This window comes from Curtobacterium sp. SP.BCo (assembly GCF_051903265.1).
In the GTDB taxonomy this organism is placed as follows: Bacteria; Actinomycetota; Actinomycetes; order Actinomycetales; family Microbacteriaceae; genus Curtobacterium.
Map to the genome: position 1 here is coordinate 721,231 of NZ_CP194337.1, position 16,842 is coordinate 738,072.

Sequence of the window (16,842 nt, forward strand, 5' to 3'; positions counted from 1 at the left end):
GGCGACGGTGGCTATCGTGGACCGCATGACCGACGTCGCACGCACCTCCGGAACCGACAGTGGAATCCGCACCGACGAGCTGGACGCCACGGTCCGCCCACAGGACGACCTGTACCGCCACGTGAACGGTTCGTGGGTCGACGCGACGCCGATCCCCGACGACAAGGCGCGCTACGGCTCGTTCACGGTGCTGGCCGAGGCTGCCGAACTCGCCGTCCGGGACATCATCGAGCGCTCGCAGCAGGCCGAGCCCGGCACCGAGGAGCGCAAGGTCGGCGACCTCTTCACCTCGTTCACCGACGAGGACCGGCTCGAGGCCCTCGGCACCGCGCCCATCGAGCCGCTGCTGGCCGAGATCGCCGCGATCGACTCCGTGGACGAGGTCGTCCGCACCGTCGGCCGCTTCGAACGCCTGGGCCTGCCGAGCTTCCTGCAGCTCTTCGTCGACAACGACCCAGGCGACCCGGAGTCCTACGTCGTCTTCCTGGAGCAGTCCGGCCTCGGGCTGCCTGACGAGTCCTACTACCGCGAGGAACGGTTCGCCGACATCCGGACCAAGTACCGCGAGTTCGTCGCCGCGATGTTCCCGCTCGCCGGGTTCGAGGACGGCGGGGACCGCACGGAGCACGTGTTCGCGCTCGAGACCGCCCTGGCGTCGAAGCACTGGGACAACGTCACCACGCGCGACAGCCAGAAGACCTACAACAAGCTCCCCTGGGCCGAGGTCGCCGCGCTCGCCGAGGGCATCGACCTGCAGCACTGGTGGGAGGCGATCGACGCCCCCGCCGGAGCCTTCGAGACGGTCGTGGTCCGGGAGCCGTCGTTCGTGACGGGCCTGGCGGAGCTCCTCCGCGAGCAGCCGCTGGACGTCTGGAAGGACTGGCTCCGCTGGCAGGTGATCCGTGCCTCCGCGGCCTACCTGACGAGCGCCTTCTCGGCGACCAACTTCTCGTTCTACGGCACCGCGCTCACCGGCGCGCCGAAGCAGCGCGAGCGCTGGAAGCGCGGCGTCTCCCTCGTCGAGGGTGCGATGGGCGAGGCCGTCGGCCGCATCTACGTGCAGGAGCACTTCGACGAGACCTCGAAGGCGACGATGGACGACCTCGTCGCCAACCTGGTCGAGGCCTACCGGCAGAGCATCACCGGGCTCGACTGGATGACCGACGAGACCCGTGCGCGTGCCCTCGACAAGCTCGACAAGTTCACGCCCAAGATCGGGTACCCGGTGCGGTGGCGCGACTACTCGGCGCTCGAGGTGTCCGCCGACGACCTGCTCGGCAACGTCCGGGCGGTCGCGAACTTCCAGGTCGACCGGGAGCTCGGCAAGATCGGCAAGCCGATCGACCGCGACGAGTGGTTCATGACCCCGCAGACCATCAACGCCTACTACAACCCCGGGTTCAACGAGATCGTGTTCCCGGCGGCGATCCTGCAGTTCCCGTTCTTCGAGGCGGGGCGTGACGCCGCGGCGAACTACGGTGCGATCGGTGCCGTGATCGGCCACGAGATCGGCCACGGCTTCGACGACCAGGGGTCCCAGTACGACGGCGACGGCCGCCTGGAGAACTGGTGGACCGAGGCGGACCGCGCCGCGTTCGAGGAGCGCACGAAGGCCCTCATCGCGCAGTACGACGCGCTCGTGCCGACCGAGGTCCCCGACGGCCACGTCAACGGCGCCCTGACGATCGGCGAGAACATCGGCGACCTCGGTGGACTGTCCATCGCGTGGAAGGCGTACCTGCTCTCCCTCGACGGTCAGGAGCCGCCGGTGGTCGACGGGCTGAGCGGTGCCGAGCGGTTCTTCCTCAGCTGGGCGCAGGCCTGGCGGATGGCGATCCGTCCGGAGGAGGCAGCACGGCTGCTGAGCATCGACCCGCACTCGCCGAACGAGTTCCGGTGCAACCAGGTCGTGCGCAACATCGACGTCTGGTACGACACCTTCGGCGTGACCGAGCGGGACGCGATGTACCTCGACCCGGCCGAGCGCGTCTCGATCTGGTGATGACCGAGCCGGACGCGGCTCCGTCGTCGGAGCCGGGAGCGGCTCGGCGGTCGCGTCGACGACAGCACGTCGGCGGTGCCGACGGCCGCGCGCGCGGCCGACACCGCGGCGGCGCCGACGACCGCTTCGGGTCCACCCTGGAGGCCCTGGGCACGTTGGCCAGGGACGGTGCGGGGGTCAGTGCCTCCGTCATCGACACCTCGACCGGCAAGGCCCTGCTCGCGGTGGACGACACGCTCGTGCAGCCGGTGGCGAGCCTCGGGCGGGTGCTGCTGCTCGTCGAGGTCGCCGCACGCCTCGAGGACGGTGGCCTGCACGGCGACCGCCTCCAGCGGATGGCCCGGGACACCGCGACCGGCGCCGGGCTGTGGCAGTTCCTGCAGGAGCCGACCATGCAGGTGCCGGACCTGGCGACCCTGGTGGGTGCGAGCGCCGACGCGTGGGCGATGAACGCCCTGCTGTCCACGGTGGGGATCGACGCCGTGCGGGAGCGGGCGGAGTCCCTCGGGATGGAGCGGACGGCGCTCATCGACCGGGTCCGGGACCGCCGCGGCCCGGACGACGCCCCGGACGCCTCCGTCGCGCCCACCGGCGAGCTCGCCTGGCTGATGCGCGGGCTCGCCCTCGGCGAGGTCGTCGACGAAGCGGTGTCGAACCGGGTGCTCGGATGGCTGTCGCTCGCCGCCGACCTGAGCCTCGTCGCGGGGTCGTTCGGGCTCGACCCGCTCGCACACCGTGCGCTGGACCACGGGCTCCAGGTGGTGTCCGTGACCGGGTCCAGCACGGGCGTGCGGTCCGAGGCGGGGATCCTGCGCGGGCCCGGGTCGTCGGTGAGCTACGCGGTGACGATCACGTTCGACGACGACTCGTTGCAGCGGCGGTTGGCCGTGGTCGAGGCGATGCGGACGATGGGGACCGAGGTGCTCGAGGCGGTGCACGAGCCGGCGCGGCGTTGACCGAGCACCCGTGGTGCGGCGCCAGCTGCCTCAGTGCACGCGGCTCCCGATGAGCGAGCCGACCCAGGCGTCGAAGCGCTGCCGGAGCAGACGACCGTCGACCTCGTCGCGGCCGATGCCGGCGTAGTTCGGCGCCCAGGTCTCCACGTACGTGTCCGCCCGGGCCGCGGCGATGACGTCCCACGCGTGCACGTCCACCACCCGACGTCCGGCGGCTGCTTCGTAGGCGGCCAGGAACCGGTCGGCGGCGGCGATCGAGCCGAGCAGCACGAGGTCCTGCCGGCACCAGGCGACGTCGACCCCGCGGGGCGCCGACATCGCGCCGGACCAGTCGACGATGCCGGACAACCGGTCGCCCTGCCACACGGTGTTTCCGCTCCAGAAGTCGCCGTGGGTGAGCACACGGTCGAGGTCGACCTCGCGCCACGCCTCGTGCGCGGTCGTCGCGAGTCGGCCGGCGCGGAGCATCGGCTGCCGTGCGTCGTCGGGCAGCCCAGCGGGGTCGAGTCGGTGGATCGCGGCGAGGACGGTGCCCATCTGCTCCCCGATCACCACCGGGTCGAGGTCCGGCGCGGGCGCGGCACCCGGAACGGCCTCGGTCACGATGACGGGGTGCCCGTCGACCTCCCCGTGGGCGAGGAGTCTCGGGGCGAGCGTGCCGAGCGGACCGGTCCGGCGGAGGACCGCACGTTCCCGGGTCACGGCGTCGTCCGACCGGGGGAATCCCCGGACCACGGCGTGGGTGCCGCCGTCGACGACCAGGACCGTGCGGGCGTGCTGCCCGCCGGTGAGTTCACGCTCGAGGGTCAGCTGTCGCCCGAGCAGGAGCGCGGCGCCGTCGACCAGGGCCGGTGCGGTGAGCTGGTCCACGGCGGCCAGCGTACTGTCGCGCTCGTGAGCAAGTACCTGATCTCCTTCGACGAGGGCACGATGGTGTTCCCGATGGCCGAGCTCGACGCCGTGTCCGAGGCCACGCACGCCGTCCTGCGCGAGGCCGAGGCGGCCGGGGTGTGGGTCTTCGGCGGCGGGTTGCCCGCGGCGTCCGAGGGAGCGTTGGTCGACACCGACGGCACCGTGCAGGACCCGGCCACCCGGCCCGGCAAGGAGACGTTCATCGGCGGGTTCTGCATCCTCGACGTGCCGACCCGGGACGAAGCGCTGCGGTGGGCCGCCCGGTTCGCGGCGGCGTGCCGGTGCGCGCAGGAGGTCCGCGAGTTCCTCGACGACCCCGAGTCCTAACGCAGCAGCACCAGCAGTCAGTCGGCGGCCTGGCCCTCGGGGACCAGGGCCTGGACGTCGAGCACGGTGACGCCGGTGGACGTGCACGCCGTGTACCCGGTCGACTGCACGAAGAGGGACTGCTTCGACCCGGGCGGGTAGACGCGGAAGCCGTCGGCGGAGACGGGGTCGCACTGCCCGGCGGGGTAGTTCTCGGCGTTCGCGATCTTGAGCGCAGCCACGGCGCTCTGCCCGCTCGCCAGCGTCACGGTGGGGTGTGCCGAGGCCCGGTCCTGGGTCGCGGCGTTGCCGAGCTGCGTGCCGTTCGCGTCGCCGACGAAGGAGACCCCCGGCCAGCCCTGGAGCGTGCACGTCGCCGAGCCGGTGTTCTGCAGGACGAGGTGCACGTACGTGCTGCCGGCAGCGCCCCCGCTCCCGGCCGCGATGCTCCCGGCCAGCGAATTCGTCGCGCACCGGGTCGACGCACCCGACCCGGTCCCCGACGAGCCCGACCCGCCCCCGGTGGACGTGCCGGAACCGGAACCGGAACCGGAACCGGTTGATGCGGTGGCGGAGGACGCCGGTGTGGCGGCCCCGGACGACGGAGCCGACGTGACCGTCTCCGTCGTCGTGGCGGTGGGGGTCGCCGTCCCGCCGGAGGAACAGCCCGCGAGCAGTCCGACGGCGACGAGGCCGGTGGCGACGAGGAGTGGGGTCCGAACGCGACGTTGCATGTCCCAACGCAATCACCGCCCCGGGGTACACGACTCGGGTGGCGTCCAGCCGTCACGAGCACACTCCGGAGCACGCGCGCGAGCGCACGAGCAACGGAGGTCGACATGGCAGGGAAGCACGAACAGGCACGCGGCGACGAGGGCCGTTCGGACGGCGTCGAGCCGCAGGCGGGGGCCTTCACGGACAGCGAGATCCCCGGCGAGACGCCCGTCGCGTCGAACGAGCCGGCCGGTGAGTTCGTCTCGAGCGACATCCCCGGCGAGCACCGTCCCCAGGGTGCCGGCGACGGCGGCGACGAGGGCGAGTACGTCGAGTCGGACATCCCGGGCGAGGCCGAGCCCGAGCCGACCGGCGAGGTCGGGCACTACACCGACTCCGACCAGTAGCGGCTAGTCGATGCGCTCCGCCGCCACCAGGCGGCGGAGCGTCTCCACGCCGGCGGGCGGGCACCGGTCCGCGTCCGCGGAGGTGACCCACTCGACCTCGTCCACCTCGGCGGAGGCGACGGGCGAGGCGGCGTCGAGCGTGCCTCCAGGCCGGACCGCGAACAGGGCCATCGCGACCATCGTGCCGGGCGCCTGCCCGTGCGCGAGCTCGGTGACGGTGCCGAACGGCTCGAGGTCGTCCGGGGTGAGCTGCAACCCGGTCTCCTCGCGGGCCTCGCGGATGACGGCCTCGACGTCCGTCTCGTGCGGTTCCGCCTTGCCGCCGGGCAGGTAGAGTACGTCGCGCCCCCGGGCGCGCACCATGAGCACGCGTCGGTCGCGCACCAGCAGGAGCGCGCTGACCCGCAGGGTGGCAGCCGGGAGGCTCAGCTCGCGTCCGCCTCGTCGGCGCGGTCCGCGATCGTCCGCTCGGGCGCGGTGCGCTCCGCGAGCGGCACCACGGGAGCCGGCAGCTCCGCCTCGGGTTCCGGACGGACGCCGAACAGGGCGTCGAGCGCGCCGACGAACTCCTCGCCGCGACCGGCACGGCCGAGCTCGCGGGCGCGGACCGACGGACGGTGCAGCAGGACGCCGACGAGGTGGCGGAGGGCACGCTCGGTCTGCTCGACGGAGGCGTCGTCACCGTCGGCGCGACGCGTGGCGCGGTCGATCTCGTCGTCGAGGATGTCGAACACGTGCTTGCGGAACGCCACGAGCGCGGGGGTGGTCGACTGCTCGAGGGCCTGGGCGCGGAACCGGGAGACAGCGTCGTCGACCATGGCGCGGGCCTCGGACTCGGCGTTCAGCTCGGCGATCGGCGCGTGGATGCTGATCGTCTCGAGGTCGAGCAGCTCGACACCGTCGACGTCGGCTGCGTCCGGGTCGACGTTGCGCGGGAGACCGAGGTCGATGACGATGCGGCGGACGCCGTCGTCGAGGTCGGCGGGTTCGACCACGGGGACCTCACTCGAGGTGCAGGTGATGACGACGTCGCTCGTCGCGATCGCCTGGCGGAGGTCGGACGCGGCGACGAGGTCGTGCTTCGCGGCGAACCACGGGGCCCGACCGGACGGCGAGTACACCTGGATGCTCCGGGCGCCGCGGTCACGGAGGGCGGCGATCGTCGTGGCGGCGTAGCTGCCGGTACCGACGAGCAGGACGCGGGTCTGTGCCCAGTCGGTGACGCGGGACGAGGCGAGCTCGAGACCGAGCCGGACGAGGGACCGGCCGGCGGCGCCGATCCGGGTACGGGTCTTGACGCCGCGGGAGGTGTGCGCTGCCTCCTGGAAGAGGCGTTCGAGCTCGGAGGTCGTGGTGCCGTTGGAGCGGGCGTCCTCGAGCGAGCGTCGAACCTGCCCGGAGATCTCGGTCTCACCGACGACGACGGACTCGAGACCGCTCGACACGGCGAAGAGGTGCTGGACGAGGTCCTTGCCGCCGAGCACGTTGACGGACTCGAGGACCTCGGCGGGGTCGAGGTCGCTCGCGGCGGCGACGGCATCGACGGTCGCCGAGACGGCGGAGTCGCGGTCGTCACCCGCGATGTCGAGGTAGGCCTCGAAGCGGTTGCACGTGGCGAGGACGACGGCTCCGTCCAACACGTCGGAGTCCGTCACGAGACGGCTCGCGGCGGTCGGTGCGCCGATGCTCAGTCGCTCCAGGAGATCGAAGCTGGCGTTGCGGTGCGACGCCGTGAGACAGATGAGCACGTCTTCCATGGTAACGCGCATCCGGTCGTGGTCCCGTTCTCATCGTGCGTGCTCGGGATACCCCCGGTCCGCCGATGGGAGAATCGTCCGGTGACCGACGCACCGACCGCCGCCCTGCCCGCATCGCACCCGCTCGTCTCGGGGCGGACGTCGGGCTCGCCGCTCGTCCGGGCGCTCCGAGGAGACCGGCCGGAGACGCTGCCGGTCTGGTTCATGCGGCAGGCGGGCCGTTCGCTCCCCGAGTACCGCGAACTCCGCGTCGGCACCGCCATGCTCGACGCCTGCCTCGATCCGGAGATGGCGTCGGAGATCACGCTGCAGCCGGTCCGACGGCACGGGGTGGACGCCGGCATCTTCTTCAGCGACATCGTCGTGCCGATCAAGCTCGCGGGCGTGGACGTCGAGATCGTCCCGGGCCGCGGCCCGGTCCTCGGGTCCCCGATCCGCACCGCGGCGGACGTCGACGCGCTCGGCACGCTCGACCCGGACGCCCTCGCACCGATCTCGGCCGCCGTCGCACGGACCGTCGAGCAGCTCGGGGACACCCCGCTGATCGGGTTCGCCGGGGCGCCCTTCACCCTCGCCGCGTACCTGGTCGAGGGCGGGCCGTCGAAGGACCACATCCGCGCCCGCACCCTCATGCACGCCGACCCGGAGACGTGGTCGCGCCTGCTCGCCTGGGCTGCCGACGTGTCCGGGGTGTTCCTGCGGGCCCAGGTGCTCGCCGGGGCCTCGGCCGCGCAGCTCTTCGACTCGTGGGTCGGTTCGCTGTCCCGCGCGGACTACGTGCAGTCGGTCGCCCCGCACTCCGCGGCGGCCCTCGGGCACGTCACCGACCTCGGTGTCCCGCGCATCCACTTCGGCGTCGGCAGCGGTGAGGTCCTGCACGACATGACGACGTTCGGCACGGACACCGTCGGGGTCGACGCGGTCGGGGTGGACTGGCGCCTGCCGCTCGACGAGGCCGTCCGCCGCGTCGGTACCGGCGTCACCGTGCAGGGCAACATCGACCCGGCGATGCTCTCCGCCCCGTGGGAGGTGCTCGAGGCGCACGTGCGGGACGTCGTCCGGCGCGGTGGGTCGGCCCGGGCGCACGTGGTGAACCTCGGGCACGGGGTGCCGCCGGAGACCGACCCCGCGGTGCTCACCCGCATCGTCGCACTGGTGCACGAGCTCGGCGACGGCACGGACGGGGCGACCGGAGCCCGGGCGTGACCGACGTCGTGGTGGTCGGCGGCGGGGTCGCCGGCCTCGTCGCGGCGCGCGACCTCGCGAAGGGCGGCGCGCACGTGGTCCTCGTCGAGGCCTCCGGCATGCTCGGCGGCATGGTCCGGCGGCACACCGTCGCGGGGCTCGACCTCGACATGGCGGCGGACTCGTTCGCGACCCGCAACGACGCCGTCGGCCGACTCGCGATCGAACTCGGCCTCGGCAACGACGTCACGACGCCCGATCCCCGCGGCGCGTGGCTGATGACCAGGAACGGCGCGGTCCACCCGATCCCGCAGACCGGGCTGCTCGGCATCCCCGGCAGCCCGATGGCGGCCGACGTGCTCGCGGTCGTCGGGCAGAAGGCCGCGCTGCGGGCGCAGATGGACTCGCTCCTGCCCTCGCTGGTCGCGTCGAAGGCGACGTCGCTCGGCGAGCTGGTGCGGCGGCGGATGGGCGAGCAGGTGCTCGACGACCTGGTGGTGCCGATCGTCGCCGGTGTGCACTCCACCCACCCGGACCACCTGGACCCGGACCGCGTCGCACCGGGGCTCCGGGCCGCGCTCCTCCGCGAGGGCTCGCTCGCTCGTGCGGTGCTCGCCCTGCGTGCCCGGGCGACGGCGGGCTCCGCGGTGCAGGGCATCCGCGGCGGCATCGTCCGGCTCGTGGACGAACTCGTCGCGGACATGGACACGTACGGCGTCGACGTGCGCCTGCACACCCGGGCGACGGCGATCGAGGAGCACGCGGTGGAGGTCGTCTCCGTCGACGGCAGCAGCGAACGGCTCGCCGCCGAGCACGTCCTCGCCTCCACGCCCGATCCGGCACGCTCGGCCCCAGCGGCGCGCTCGGGCATCGAACTCGTCACGCTCGTGGTCGACCAGCCCGGTCTCGACGCGGCGCCGCGGGGGACCGGCATGCTCGTGCACCCGGACGCCGCGGGGGTCGCCGCGAAGGCGATCACGCACGCGACGGTGAAGTGGCCGTGGCTCGCCGAGGCGGCATCGGGCCGGCACGTCCTGCGACTCAGCTACACGACGGCGGACGCGGCCGACGGGACTGACGTGGCCACGAGCCTCCCGGTCGACCCAGCGGACCCGACCGGCACCCGCGCCACCCGCGATGCGTCCGCCCTGCTCGGCGTCCCGATCGCGCCGAGCGCCGTCGTGGGCGCTGCCCGCGTCCGCTGGAACGGACCGGACACCACGGCGGCCGGCCTCGCGGACGGCGTCGTCGGCATCGGTGAGGCCTCGTCCGGCAGGGGCCTGGCCGGGATCGTGTCCTCTGCACGCGCCGCCGCTGTGCACATCCTGGATTCCTGAGCGGACCGCACCCCGGGGGAGGGCTACTGTTGCAGGAACGCCGGACGTATTCCGTTCGGCGCATGACCACCGCACACTGACCCAACGGAGGAATCGCAGATGCGAGGCAAGCTCCTGTTCGTCGCCGGCGCAGCACTCGGGTACGTCCTGGGATCGCGAGCCGGACGGGCGCGGTACGAGCAGATCAAGACCGTCAGCGGCAAGATCTGGAACAGCAACGGCGTCCAGAAGGGCGTCCACGTCGCCGAGGACTTCATCGCGGACAAGACGCCCGACGTGGCCGAGTTCGTCGGTGAGCAGACGAAGAAGGTCGTCCGCAAGGTCGGCCAGAAGAAGGACAACGCGACCTCATGACGGACACTCGCGACCGCAAGCCGCGTTCGCTGTTCGGCCTGGTCGGCGACGTCCCCAAGCTCGTTAAGGAGCTGGTGACGGGTGAGCTGAACCTGCTCAAGGCCGAGATGCTGACCAAGGCGAAGATCTTCGGTCTCGCCGCGGGTCTGCTCATCGGCGCGCTCGTCGTGGTCCTGTACGCGATCGGTGTCCTGCTGACCGCCGCCGTGATGGGCCTGGCCACCGTGATGCCGGCCTGGCTCGCGGCGCTGATCATCGCGGTCGTGATGCTCATCGTCGCCGCGATCCTCGGACTGGTCGGCTGGAAGCGCTTGAAGAAGGGCCTGCCGATCACGCCGAAGCGGACGATCGACAGCGTGAAGAACGACGTCAACGCCGTGAAGGGCCTGGGCAAGAAGCCGACCCCGCCGACGCAGTACGGCACCCGCAAGCCGGACGTCGGCGGCCGCTTCTAGCGGTCCGCCCCCACCACCCCCTCGGAGGAACCACGTGACCGATCAGCACGACGACCTGGCCGACCGCGTCGCCGCGACGCGCGCCCAGCTCTTCGACACCCTCGACGCGATCGAGGACAAGCTCAACGTGCCGAAGCAGATCGGCATCGCGGCGTCGAAGGTCAAGCGCGGGATCGACGAGAAGCCCGTGCCGTACCTGGCCGGCCTCGCAGCGGGCGTGGCAGTGGTCGGGGGTATCGTCGTAGCGGTGCTCCGACGGCGGTAGCGCTCGCCGTCGAAAAGGGGAGCGGCGTTTCCCTTGTGACCGATAGGACAATGGACACATGAGTTCCACCGCGCCCTCCGCGCACGACGCCCACGCCGGCCAGGACGCCCACGAGGCCACGCCCGACGGCATCGACCCCAACCTGCTGACGGCCTACGCCCTCTGGGCGGTGTTCCGCCGGCCCCTCGGCCCGATCCACACCGTCGGCGACGACGCGGTGGCCGAGCTCGACGCCGTCGTGACCGCCGCCGCCGAGCGCGGCGTGACGATCCGCGGCTTCTACGACGTGTCCGGCTTCCGTGCCGACGCCGACGTGATGATCTGGCTGCACGGCGACGACGCACAGGCGATCCAGGCCGTGCTGCGCGAGATCCGTCGGACCGGGCTCTTCCAGGACGCCGAGCCGGTGTGGCACGTGATGGCCATGCACCGTGAGGCCGAGTTCAACAAGCGCCACACCCCCGCGTTCCTCCGCGGCAAGGACCCCGAGGCGTGGATCACGGTGTACCCGTTCGTCCGCTCCTACGAGTGGTACCTGCTGCCCGAGGAGGAGCGCTCGACGATGCTCCGCGACCACGGCATCGCCGGCGCCAAGTACCGCCGCGTCCTGACGAACACCATCGCGACGTTCGCGCTGAGCGACTACGAGTGGATCCTGCCGCTCGAGAGCCCCGACCTGGTCGACCTCGTCGACCTCATGCGCGACCTGCGCTACACCGAGGCGCGCATGCACGTGCGCGAGGAGGTCCCCTTCTTCACCGGTCGTCGCGTGACGACCGCCGAGCTGCCGGAGGTGCTGTCGTGACCGACACCAGTCACATCACGAACGGGCGGGCCGTCATCGCTGCGACCCCCGCCGCGGCCGACGGTCCCGAGCACGTCGAGGTCCCGGTCGCGTACGACGCGATCCTGCTCGCCGGCTTCGGCGGACCCGAGGGCCAGGACGACGTCATCCCGTTCCTCCGCAACGTCACCCGTGGCCGCGGCATCCCGGACGAGCGGCTCGAGGAGGTCGCGCACCACTACCGGCACTTCGGTGGTGTCAGCCCGATCAACGCCCAGAACCGCGCGCTCAAGGCCGCACTCGAGGGCGAGCTGGCGTCGCGCGGCATCGACATGCCGGTGCTCTGGGGCAACCGGAACTGGGAGCCGTACCTCGCCGAGGCCTTCACCGAGGCCGCCGACAACGGCTACACCAAGCTCATCGCGATCGCCACGAGCGCCTACTCGTCGTTCTCGAGCTGCCGGCAGTACCGCGAGGACTACGCACGCGTCCTCGACGAGACCGGGCTGATCGACACCATCCAGGTCGACAAGGTCCGGCAGTTCTTCGACCACCCCGGCTTCGTCCGTCCGTTCGTGGACGGCGTCCGTGACGGGCTGGCACAGGCGATCGCGGAGAACGACGGACTCGACGTCGCGACCGAGCTGCACGTGCTCTTCTCCACACACTCGATCCCCTCGACCGACGCCGCCAAGTCCGGCCCGGACTTCCGCGGCTTCGACGAGCACGGCGCGTACGAGGCCCAGCACCTCGCGGTCGCGCAGGTCGTGCTCGACCAGGCCTGGGCGGAGCTGCTCGAGCTCCCCGAGCACGAGTCGCTCCGTGGCACGAGCACGCCGCCGTGGAAGCTCGTCTACCAGTCGCGCTCGGGCCCCGCGACCCAGCCGTGGCTCGAGCCGGACATCAACGACTACATGAACGAGGAGCTCAAGGGCGGCCCGACGCGTGCGGTCCTGATCGTCCCGCTCGGCTTCGTGAGCGACCACATGGAGGTCATGTGGGACCTCGACGAGGAAGCCACCGAGACCGCCGGGGAACTCGGCTTCTGGTCGGTCCGCACGCAGACCCCCGGTGTCGACCCGGCGTACGTCGCCGGCCTGGTGGACCTCGTGCTCGAGCGCGTGAACGGCACACCGACCTCCGAGCGACCGCACCTGACCGACATCGGGCCCTGGTACGACGTCTGCCGTCCGGGGTGCTGCGAGAACGTCCGCGCCGGGTTCAAGCCGGCCGCCGCCGGGCTCGCACCGTGACCGACGGAGCAGGGCACGACGCAGCAACCGCACTCGACGGAGCAGCGACCGACGCGGCCGGCGGCCCGGCGCCGATCCGCCTGGGCACCCGCGCCAGCCGGCTCGCCGTCGCGCAGTCCCAGGACATCGCCGACCGCCTGGCGAAGGCCGCCGGCCGTCCGGTCGAGCTCGTCACGGTGACGAGCGAGGGGGACACGAACCGTGCGTCACTCGCGAGCCTCGGTGGGACCGGCGTCTTCGCCAGTGCCCTGCGGGAGGCGCTGGTCGCGAACGAGGTCGACGTCCTGGTGCACTCCCTGAAGGACCTCCCGACCGCGCCGTACCCGGGCCTCCGGATCGGTGCTGTGCCGAAGCGGGCCGACGCCCGTGACGTCCTGGTCGCCCGGAACGCCGCCACGATCGAGACCCTGCCGGAGGGCGCGAAGGTCGGCACCGGCTCGCCCCGACGGGTCGCGCAGCTCAAGGCGAAGCGGCCCGACCTCCAGGTCGTCGACATCCGCGGGAACATCGACACCCGGCTCGGCCGCGTGACGGACGACCTCGACGCCGTGGTGCTCGCCGCCGCCGGCCTCGGCCGGATCGACCGGCTGAGCGAGGCGACCGAGCTCCTCGACCTCGGCTTCTGGCCGAGCGCTCCGGGGCAGGGCGCGCTCGCGGTGGAGATCCGCGCCGACGAGACCGACCGCAACTTGCTGGCAGCGCTGGGCAAGATCGAGCACGCGCCGACCCGCCTGACGGTGTCCGCCGAGCGCGAGGTGCTCGCCGAGCTCGAGGCCGGCTGCTCCGCCCCGATCGGTGCGACGGCGATCGTCGACGCCGAGCTGCTGCTCGTCTCCGCGACGGTCTACCGGCCCGACGGTTCCGAGTACCGCACGGCCTCGCACGCGTCCGTGCTCGAGGGCTCCGCGCAGGACCGTCTCGCCGAGGCGCTCGAGGTCGGCACCCGGGTGGCGGCCGAGCTGCTCGAGAACGGCGCGGCGGACCTCGCCGACATCGCGTCCTCCGTCGAGTAGGTCCGCCACGGACACGCGGTCGCCGGTCGTCGTCATCCCCCGCGGTGGCGCGTGGGGCGACCGCGTCGCCGCCGCGGCGCGCGACCGCGGCCTCGTCCCCGTGGTCGTCCCGCTCATCGCGGCGGAGCCGCCGCACGACCCCGCGCCGCTCGAGGCTGCGGTCCGGCGTCTCGTCGCGGCGGGAGCCGCCGGGAGGCGCGACGCAGCCGACGCTGTCAGCCCAGGAACCGGCGTCGCTGGTTACTCGTGGTTGGTGGTGACCAGTGCGACGGCGGTGCGCGTGCTCGCGGACCGCGTGACGCGCCTCCCGTCCGACCTGCGGGTGGCCGCCGTCGGCGAGCCGACGGCCCGAGCCGCCCGTGCTGCGGGCTGGGTCGTCGACCTCGTCCCGGAGTCGGCGTCCGCCGCGACGCTCGCGGCGTCGCTGCCGGACACCCGGGGGCCCGTGCTCTTCCCCCGCTCCGACCTCGCCGCCCCGACGCTCGTCACCGGCCTCCGTGCTCGCGGGATCGACGTGGACGACGTCGTCGCGTACCGTACCGTGGGGACCGGCGACGAGCCGGTCACCCTCGACACGGTGCCCGCCGCGGTGCTCGTGACGAGCGGCAGCGTCGCCCGCGAGATCGCCCGCCGGATGACCCCGCTCGACCCCGACACCCTGGTGGCCTGCATCGGCCCCGGGACCGCCGCCGACGCCCGCGCCGCCGGGCTCCCCGTCCACGTGATCGGGCGCACCCGCTCCGCCGAAGCCCTCCTCGACGCCGTCGTCGAGACCCTGCACCACCCCGCCCCGAACAGGAAGGCACCCCAGTGACCGGCCGCTTCCCCCAGGTCCGCCCCCGTCGGCTCCGCGCCACCCCCGCGATGCGACGACTCGTCGCCGAGACCCGGCTGCACCCCGCCGAGCTCGTGCTGCCGATGTTCATCCGCGAGGGCGCGACGTCGGCGATCCCGATCTCGAGCATGCCCGGGGTCGAGCAGCACTCGCTCGACTCGTTCCGTCGGGCGCTGGTCGAGGCGGCCTCGGTCGGCGTCGGGGGCGTCAACCTGTTCGGCGTCCCGCAGCGCAAGGACGCGGTCGGCTCCGGTGCGACCGACCCGGACGGCATCCTCAACGTGGCCATCCGCATCGCGAAGGAGGAGGTCGGCGACGCGCTCGTCGTGCAGTCCGACCTCTGCCTCGACGAGTTCACCGACCACGGACACTGCGGTGTCCTCGCCGCCGACGGGTCGGTCGACAACGACGCCACCCTGCTGCGCTACCGCGACATGGCCGTCGCGCAGGCCGAGGCCGGCGCCGAGCTGGTCTGCCTGAGCGGCATGATGGACGGCCAGATCGCGGCGGCGCGGGACGCGCTCGACACGGCCGGACACTCCGGGACGGCCCTGCTCGCCTACGCGGCGAAGTACGCGTCCGCGTTCTACGGGCCCTTCCGCGAGGCCGTCGACTCCTCGCTCGTGGGGGACCGTCGGACGTACCAGATCGACGCCGCGAACGGTCGGCAGGGGCTCCGCGAGGTCGCGCTCGACGTCGACGAAGGAGCCGACATCGTCATGGTGAAGCCGGCGATGAGCTACCTCGACGTGCTCGCCGAGACCGCCGCGACCTCGCCGGTGCCGGTCTGGGCGTACCAGATCTCCGGCGAGTACGCGATGATCACGGCAGCCGCGCAGAACGGCTGGATCGACCGGGACGCCGCCGCGATGGAGTCCCTCGTCGGCATCAAGCGCGCCGGGGCGGACGCCGTCCTCACCTACTTCGCGGTCGACATCGCCCGCACGCTCCGTCAGGAAGGCACCCGATGACGACCACCAACGACCAGCTCTTCGGCCGTGCGAAGAACAGCATCCCCGGCGGCGTGAACTCGCCGGTGCGCGCGTACGGCTCCGTCGGGGGGACCCCGCGGTTCCTCACGTCCGCGAAGGGGGCGTACGTCACGGACGCCGAGGGTCGTGAGTACGTCGACCTCGTGGCGTCCTGGGGTCCGGCGATCCTCGGACACGCGCACCCGGCCACGGTCGAGGCCGTCCAGCAGGCCGCCGCCCGTGGGCTCTCGTTCGGGGCGTCGACCCCGGGGGAGACCGAGCTCGCCGAGCTCGTGAAGCAGCGTGTCTCGGTGGACGGCGACGGGCCGATCGAGAAGCTCCGGATGGTGTCGACCGGCACCGAGGCCACGATGACCGCGATCCGGCTCGCCCGCGGGTACACCGGCCGCGACCTCCTCGTGAAGTTCGCCGGGCACTACCACGGACACTCGGACTCGCTGCTGGCCGAGGCCGGCTCGGGCGTCGCCACGCTCGCGCTGCCCGGCAGCGCCGGCATCACCGCGGAGACCGCGGCGCAGACGCTCGTGCTGCCCTACAACGACCTCGACGCCGTCCGCCGGGCGTTCGACGAGCACTCCGAGCGCATCGCCGGCGTCATCGTCGAGGCAGCCGCAGCCAACATGGGCGTGCTCGCGCCGGAGCGTGGGTTCAACCGCGCCCTGGCGCAGATCGTGCAGTCGCACGGGGCACTGCTCATCGTCGACGAGGTCCTGACCGGGTTCCGTGTCGGCTCGGCCGGCTGGTGGGGGCTCGAGGCGTCGAAGGTCGTGCCGGACGGCGCCGGCTGGAAGCCCGACATCATCACGTTCGGCAAGGTCATCGGCGGCGGCATGCCCCTCGCCGCGCTCGGCGGGCGCCGTGACGTCATGGACCACCTGGCACCGCTCGGGCCCGTCTACCAGGCCGGCACGCTGTCCGGGAACCCGCTCGCGGTCGCCGCGGGCATCGCCACGCTCCGGGCCGCGACGCCGTCCGTGTACGAGTCGTTGAACCGCACCGCCGCGGTGATCTCCGCGGCGACGTCGGAGGCGCTGACGGCCGAGGGCGTCGCCCACACCGTGCAGCACGCCGGGAACCTGTTCTCCTTCGCCTTCACGCAGGACCCTCCGCGGAACTACGACGACGTCCGCGCGCAGGAGGCCTTCCGGTACGCGCCGTTCTTCCACGCGATGCTCGACGCCGGCGTCACGCTGCCGCCGAGCGTCTTCGAGGCGTGGTTCGTGACGGCGGCCCACGACGACCGTGCCGTCGGACGGGTGCTCGACGCGCTGCCCGCCGCGGCGAAGGCGGCTGCCGCGGCGACCGCCTGACTGGT

The 16,842-nt window shown here is 72.7% G+C and carries 19 protein-coding genes; 15 read left to right on the plus strand and 4 right to left on the minus strand.

Going from position 1 to position 16,842, the window contains the following annotated elements:
- Positions 1-25 precede the first annotated feature (25 nt).
- Positions 26-2,002 (plus strand): M13 family metallopeptidase, encoded by a 1,977-nt coding sequence (locus tag ACRQ4B_RS03480; RefSeq protein ID WP_439693298.1) that lies wholly within the window; start codon positions 26-28, stop codon positions 2,000-2,002.
- Entirely contained in the window at positions 2,002-2,958 is a 957-nt protein-coding gene (locus tag ACRQ4B_RS03485) for a serine hydrolase (protein ID WP_439693299.1), read from the plus strand. The genes ACRQ4B_RS03480 and ACRQ4B_RS03485 overlap by 1 nt, the downstream gene beginning before the upstream one ends.
- Before the next feature lie 30 nt (positions 2,959-2,988).
- On the opposite strand, the gene ACRQ4B_RS03490 is transcribed toward ACRQ4B_RS03485, so the two are convergent.
- A complete protein-coding gene (locus ACRQ4B_RS03490) occupies positions 2,989-3,828 on the minus strand; it encodes a phosphotransferase family protein (protein ID WP_439693300.1) in 840 nt (279 codons plus the stop codon).
- A gap of 24 nt (positions 3,829-3,852) precedes the next feature.
- On the opposite strand from ACRQ4B_RS03490, the gene ACRQ4B_RS03495 reads away from it, so the two are divergent.
- The gene (locus ACRQ4B_RS03495) at positions 3,853-4,197 is read left to right on the plus strand and encodes a YciI family protein (protein WP_439693301.1); all 345 of its coding nucleotides are present in this window, start codon (positions 3,853-3,855) and stop codon (positions 4,195-4,197) included.
- Between the two features lie 17 nt (positions 4,198-4,214).
- Here ACRQ4B_RS03495 and ACRQ4B_RS03500 read toward each other — a convergent pair whose 3' ends face one another.
- Complete coding sequence (locus tag ACRQ4B_RS03500; RefSeq protein ID WP_439693302.1) at positions 4,215-4,910, minus strand: DUF4232 domain-containing protein; 696 nt, start codon at positions 4,908-4,910, stop codon at positions 4,215-4,217.
- A gap of 105 nt (positions 4,911-5,015) precedes the next feature.
- Between ACRQ4B_RS03500 and ACRQ4B_RS03505 the strand changes: the two genes are divergently transcribed.
- Entirely contained in the window at positions 5,016-5,297 is a 282-nt protein-coding gene (locus ACRQ4B_RS03505) for a hypothetical protein (protein WP_439693303.1), read from the plus strand.
- A gap of 3 nt (positions 5,298-5,300) precedes the next feature.
- Here the strand turns inward: ACRQ4B_RS03505 and ACRQ4B_RS03510 are convergent, their stop codons facing one another.
- Both ACRQ4B_RS03510 and ACRQ4B_RS03515 read right to left on the minus strand, forming a co-directional pair.
- On the minus strand, positions 5,301-5,726 hold the full coding sequence (locus ACRQ4B_RS03510) for an NUDIX hydrolase (protein WP_439694346.1): 426 nt from the start codon (positions 5,724-5,726) through the stop codon (positions 5,301-5,303).
- Positions 5,723-7,045: a glutamyl-tRNA reductase gene (locus ACRQ4B_RS03515; RefSeq protein ID WP_439693304.1), complete on the minus strand. Its 1,323-nt coding sequence runs from the start codon at positions 7,043-7,045 to the stop codon at positions 5,723-5,725. Before ACRQ4B_RS03515 ends, ACRQ4B_RS03510 begins: the two co-directional genes overlap by 4 nt.
- A 90-nt stretch (positions 7,046-7,135) precedes the next feature.
- On the opposite strand from ACRQ4B_RS03515, the gene hemE reads away from it, so the two are divergent.
- The 11 genes from hemE (at position 7,136) to hemL (ending at position 16,837) form a co-directional block, all read left to right on the plus strand.
- On the plus strand, positions 7,136-8,260 hold the full coding sequence (gene hemE / locus ACRQ4B_RS03520) for a uroporphyrinogen decarboxylase (RefSeq protein ID WP_439693305.1): 1,125 nt from the start codon (positions 7,136-7,138) through the stop codon (positions 8,258-8,260).
- Positions 8,257-9,576, plus strand: a complete 1,320-nt coding sequence (locus ACRQ4B_RS03525; protein WP_439693306.1) for a protoporphyrinogen/coproporphyrinogen oxidase — start codon at positions 8,257-8,259, stop codon at positions 9,574-9,576. The genes hemE and ACRQ4B_RS03525 overlap by 4 nt, the downstream gene beginning before the upstream one ends.
- Positions 9,577-9,675: 99 nt before the next feature.
- Positions 9,676-9,930 (plus strand): hypothetical protein, encoded by a 255-nt coding sequence (locus ACRQ4B_RS03530; RefSeq protein ID WP_079237686.1) that lies wholly within the window; start codon positions 9,676-9,678, stop codon positions 9,928-9,930.
- On the plus strand, positions 9,927-10,385 hold the full coding sequence (locus ACRQ4B_RS03535; protein WP_439693307.1) for a phage holin family protein: 459 nt from the start codon (positions 9,927-9,929) through the stop codon (positions 10,383-10,385). The genes ACRQ4B_RS03530 and ACRQ4B_RS03535 overlap by 4 nt, the downstream gene beginning before the upstream one ends.
- Positions 10,386-10,419: 34 nt before the next feature.
- The gene (locus tag ACRQ4B_RS03540; RefSeq protein WP_022906123.1) at positions 10,420-10,650 is read left to right on the plus strand and encodes a DUF3618 domain-containing protein; all 231 of its coding nucleotides are present in this window, start codon (positions 10,420-10,422) and stop codon (positions 10,648-10,650) included.
- Between the two features lie 58 nt (positions 10,651-10,708).
- Positions 10,709-11,455: a hydrogen peroxide-dependent heme synthase gene (gene hemQ / locus ACRQ4B_RS03545; protein WP_439693308.1), complete on the plus strand. Its 747-nt coding sequence runs from the start codon at positions 10,709-10,711 to the stop codon at positions 11,453-11,455.
- Positions 11,452-12,687 (plus strand): ferrochelatase, encoded by a 1,236-nt coding sequence (locus ACRQ4B_RS03550; RefSeq protein WP_439693309.1) that lies wholly within the window; start codon positions 11,452-11,454, stop codon positions 12,685-12,687. The genes hemQ and ACRQ4B_RS03550 overlap by 4 nt, the downstream gene beginning before the upstream one ends.
- Positions 12,684-13,700 (plus strand): hydroxymethylbilane synthase, encoded by a 1,017-nt coding sequence (hemC, locus tag ACRQ4B_RS03555; RefSeq protein ID WP_439693310.1) that lies wholly within the window; start codon positions 12,684-12,686, stop codon positions 13,698-13,700. Before ACRQ4B_RS03550 ends, hemC begins: the two co-directional genes overlap by 4 nt.
- A gap of 34 nt (positions 13,701-13,734) precedes the next feature.
- Positions 13,735-14,514 carry a uroporphyrinogen-III synthase gene (locus tag ACRQ4B_RS03560; protein ID WP_439694347.1) on the plus strand — a complete coding sequence of 260 codons (780 nt, stop codon included), beginning with the start codon at positions 13,735-13,737 and terminating at the stop codon, positions 14,512-14,514.
- Between the two features lie 50 nt (positions 14,515-14,564).
- Positions 14,565-15,506, plus strand: coding sequence for a porphobilinogen synthase (gene hemB, locus ACRQ4B_RS03565; protein ID WP_439694348.1), 942 nt, complete (start codon positions 14,565-14,567; stop codon positions 15,504-15,506).
- Entirely contained in the window at positions 15,503-16,837 is a 1,335-nt protein-coding gene (gene hemL, locus ACRQ4B_RS03570; protein WP_439693311.1) for a glutamate-1-semialdehyde 2,1-aminomutase, read from the plus strand. Before hemB ends, hemL begins: the two co-directional genes overlap by 4 nt.
- Positions 16,838-16,842 lie beyond the last annotated feature (5 nt).

Bases quoted from the DNA above. Each gene is read 5' to 3' on its own strand.
- ACRQ4B_RS03480 (WP_439693298.1), top strand. From the start codon at position 26: ATGACCGACGTCGCACGCACCTCCGGAACCGACAGTGGAATCCGCACC.
- ACRQ4B_RS03485 (WP_439693299.1), top strand. From the start codon at position 2,002: ATGACCGAGCCGGACGCGGCTCCGTCGTCGGAGCCGGGAGCGGCTCGG.
- ACRQ4B_RS03500 (WP_439693302.1), bottom strand. From the start codon at position 4,910: ATGCAACGTCGCGTTCGGACCCCACTCCTCGTCGCCACCGGCCTCGTC.
- ACRQ4B_RS03505 (WP_439693303.1), top strand. From the start codon at position 5,016: ATGGCAGGGAAGCACGAACAGGCACGCGGCGACGAGGGCCGTTCGGAC.
- ACRQ4B_RS03530 (WP_079237686.1), top strand. From the start codon at position 9,676: ATGCGAGGCAAGCTCCTGTTCGTCGCCGGCGCAGCACTCGGGTACGTC.
- ACRQ4B_RS03535 (WP_439693307.1), top strand. From the start codon at position 9,927: ATGACGGACACTCGCGACCGCAAGCCGCGTTCGCTGTTCGGCCTGGTC.
- hemQ (WP_439693308.1), top strand. From the start codon at position 10,709: ATGAGTTCCACCGCGCCCTCCGCGCACGACGCCCACGCCGGCCAGGAC.
- hemB (WP_439694348.1), top strand. From the start codon at position 14,565: ATGCGACGACTCGTCGCCGAGACCCGGCTGCACCCCGCCGAGCTCGTG.
- hemL (WP_439693311.1), top strand. From the start codon at position 15,503: ATGACGACCACCAACGACCAGCTCTTCGGCCGTGCGAAGAACAGCATC.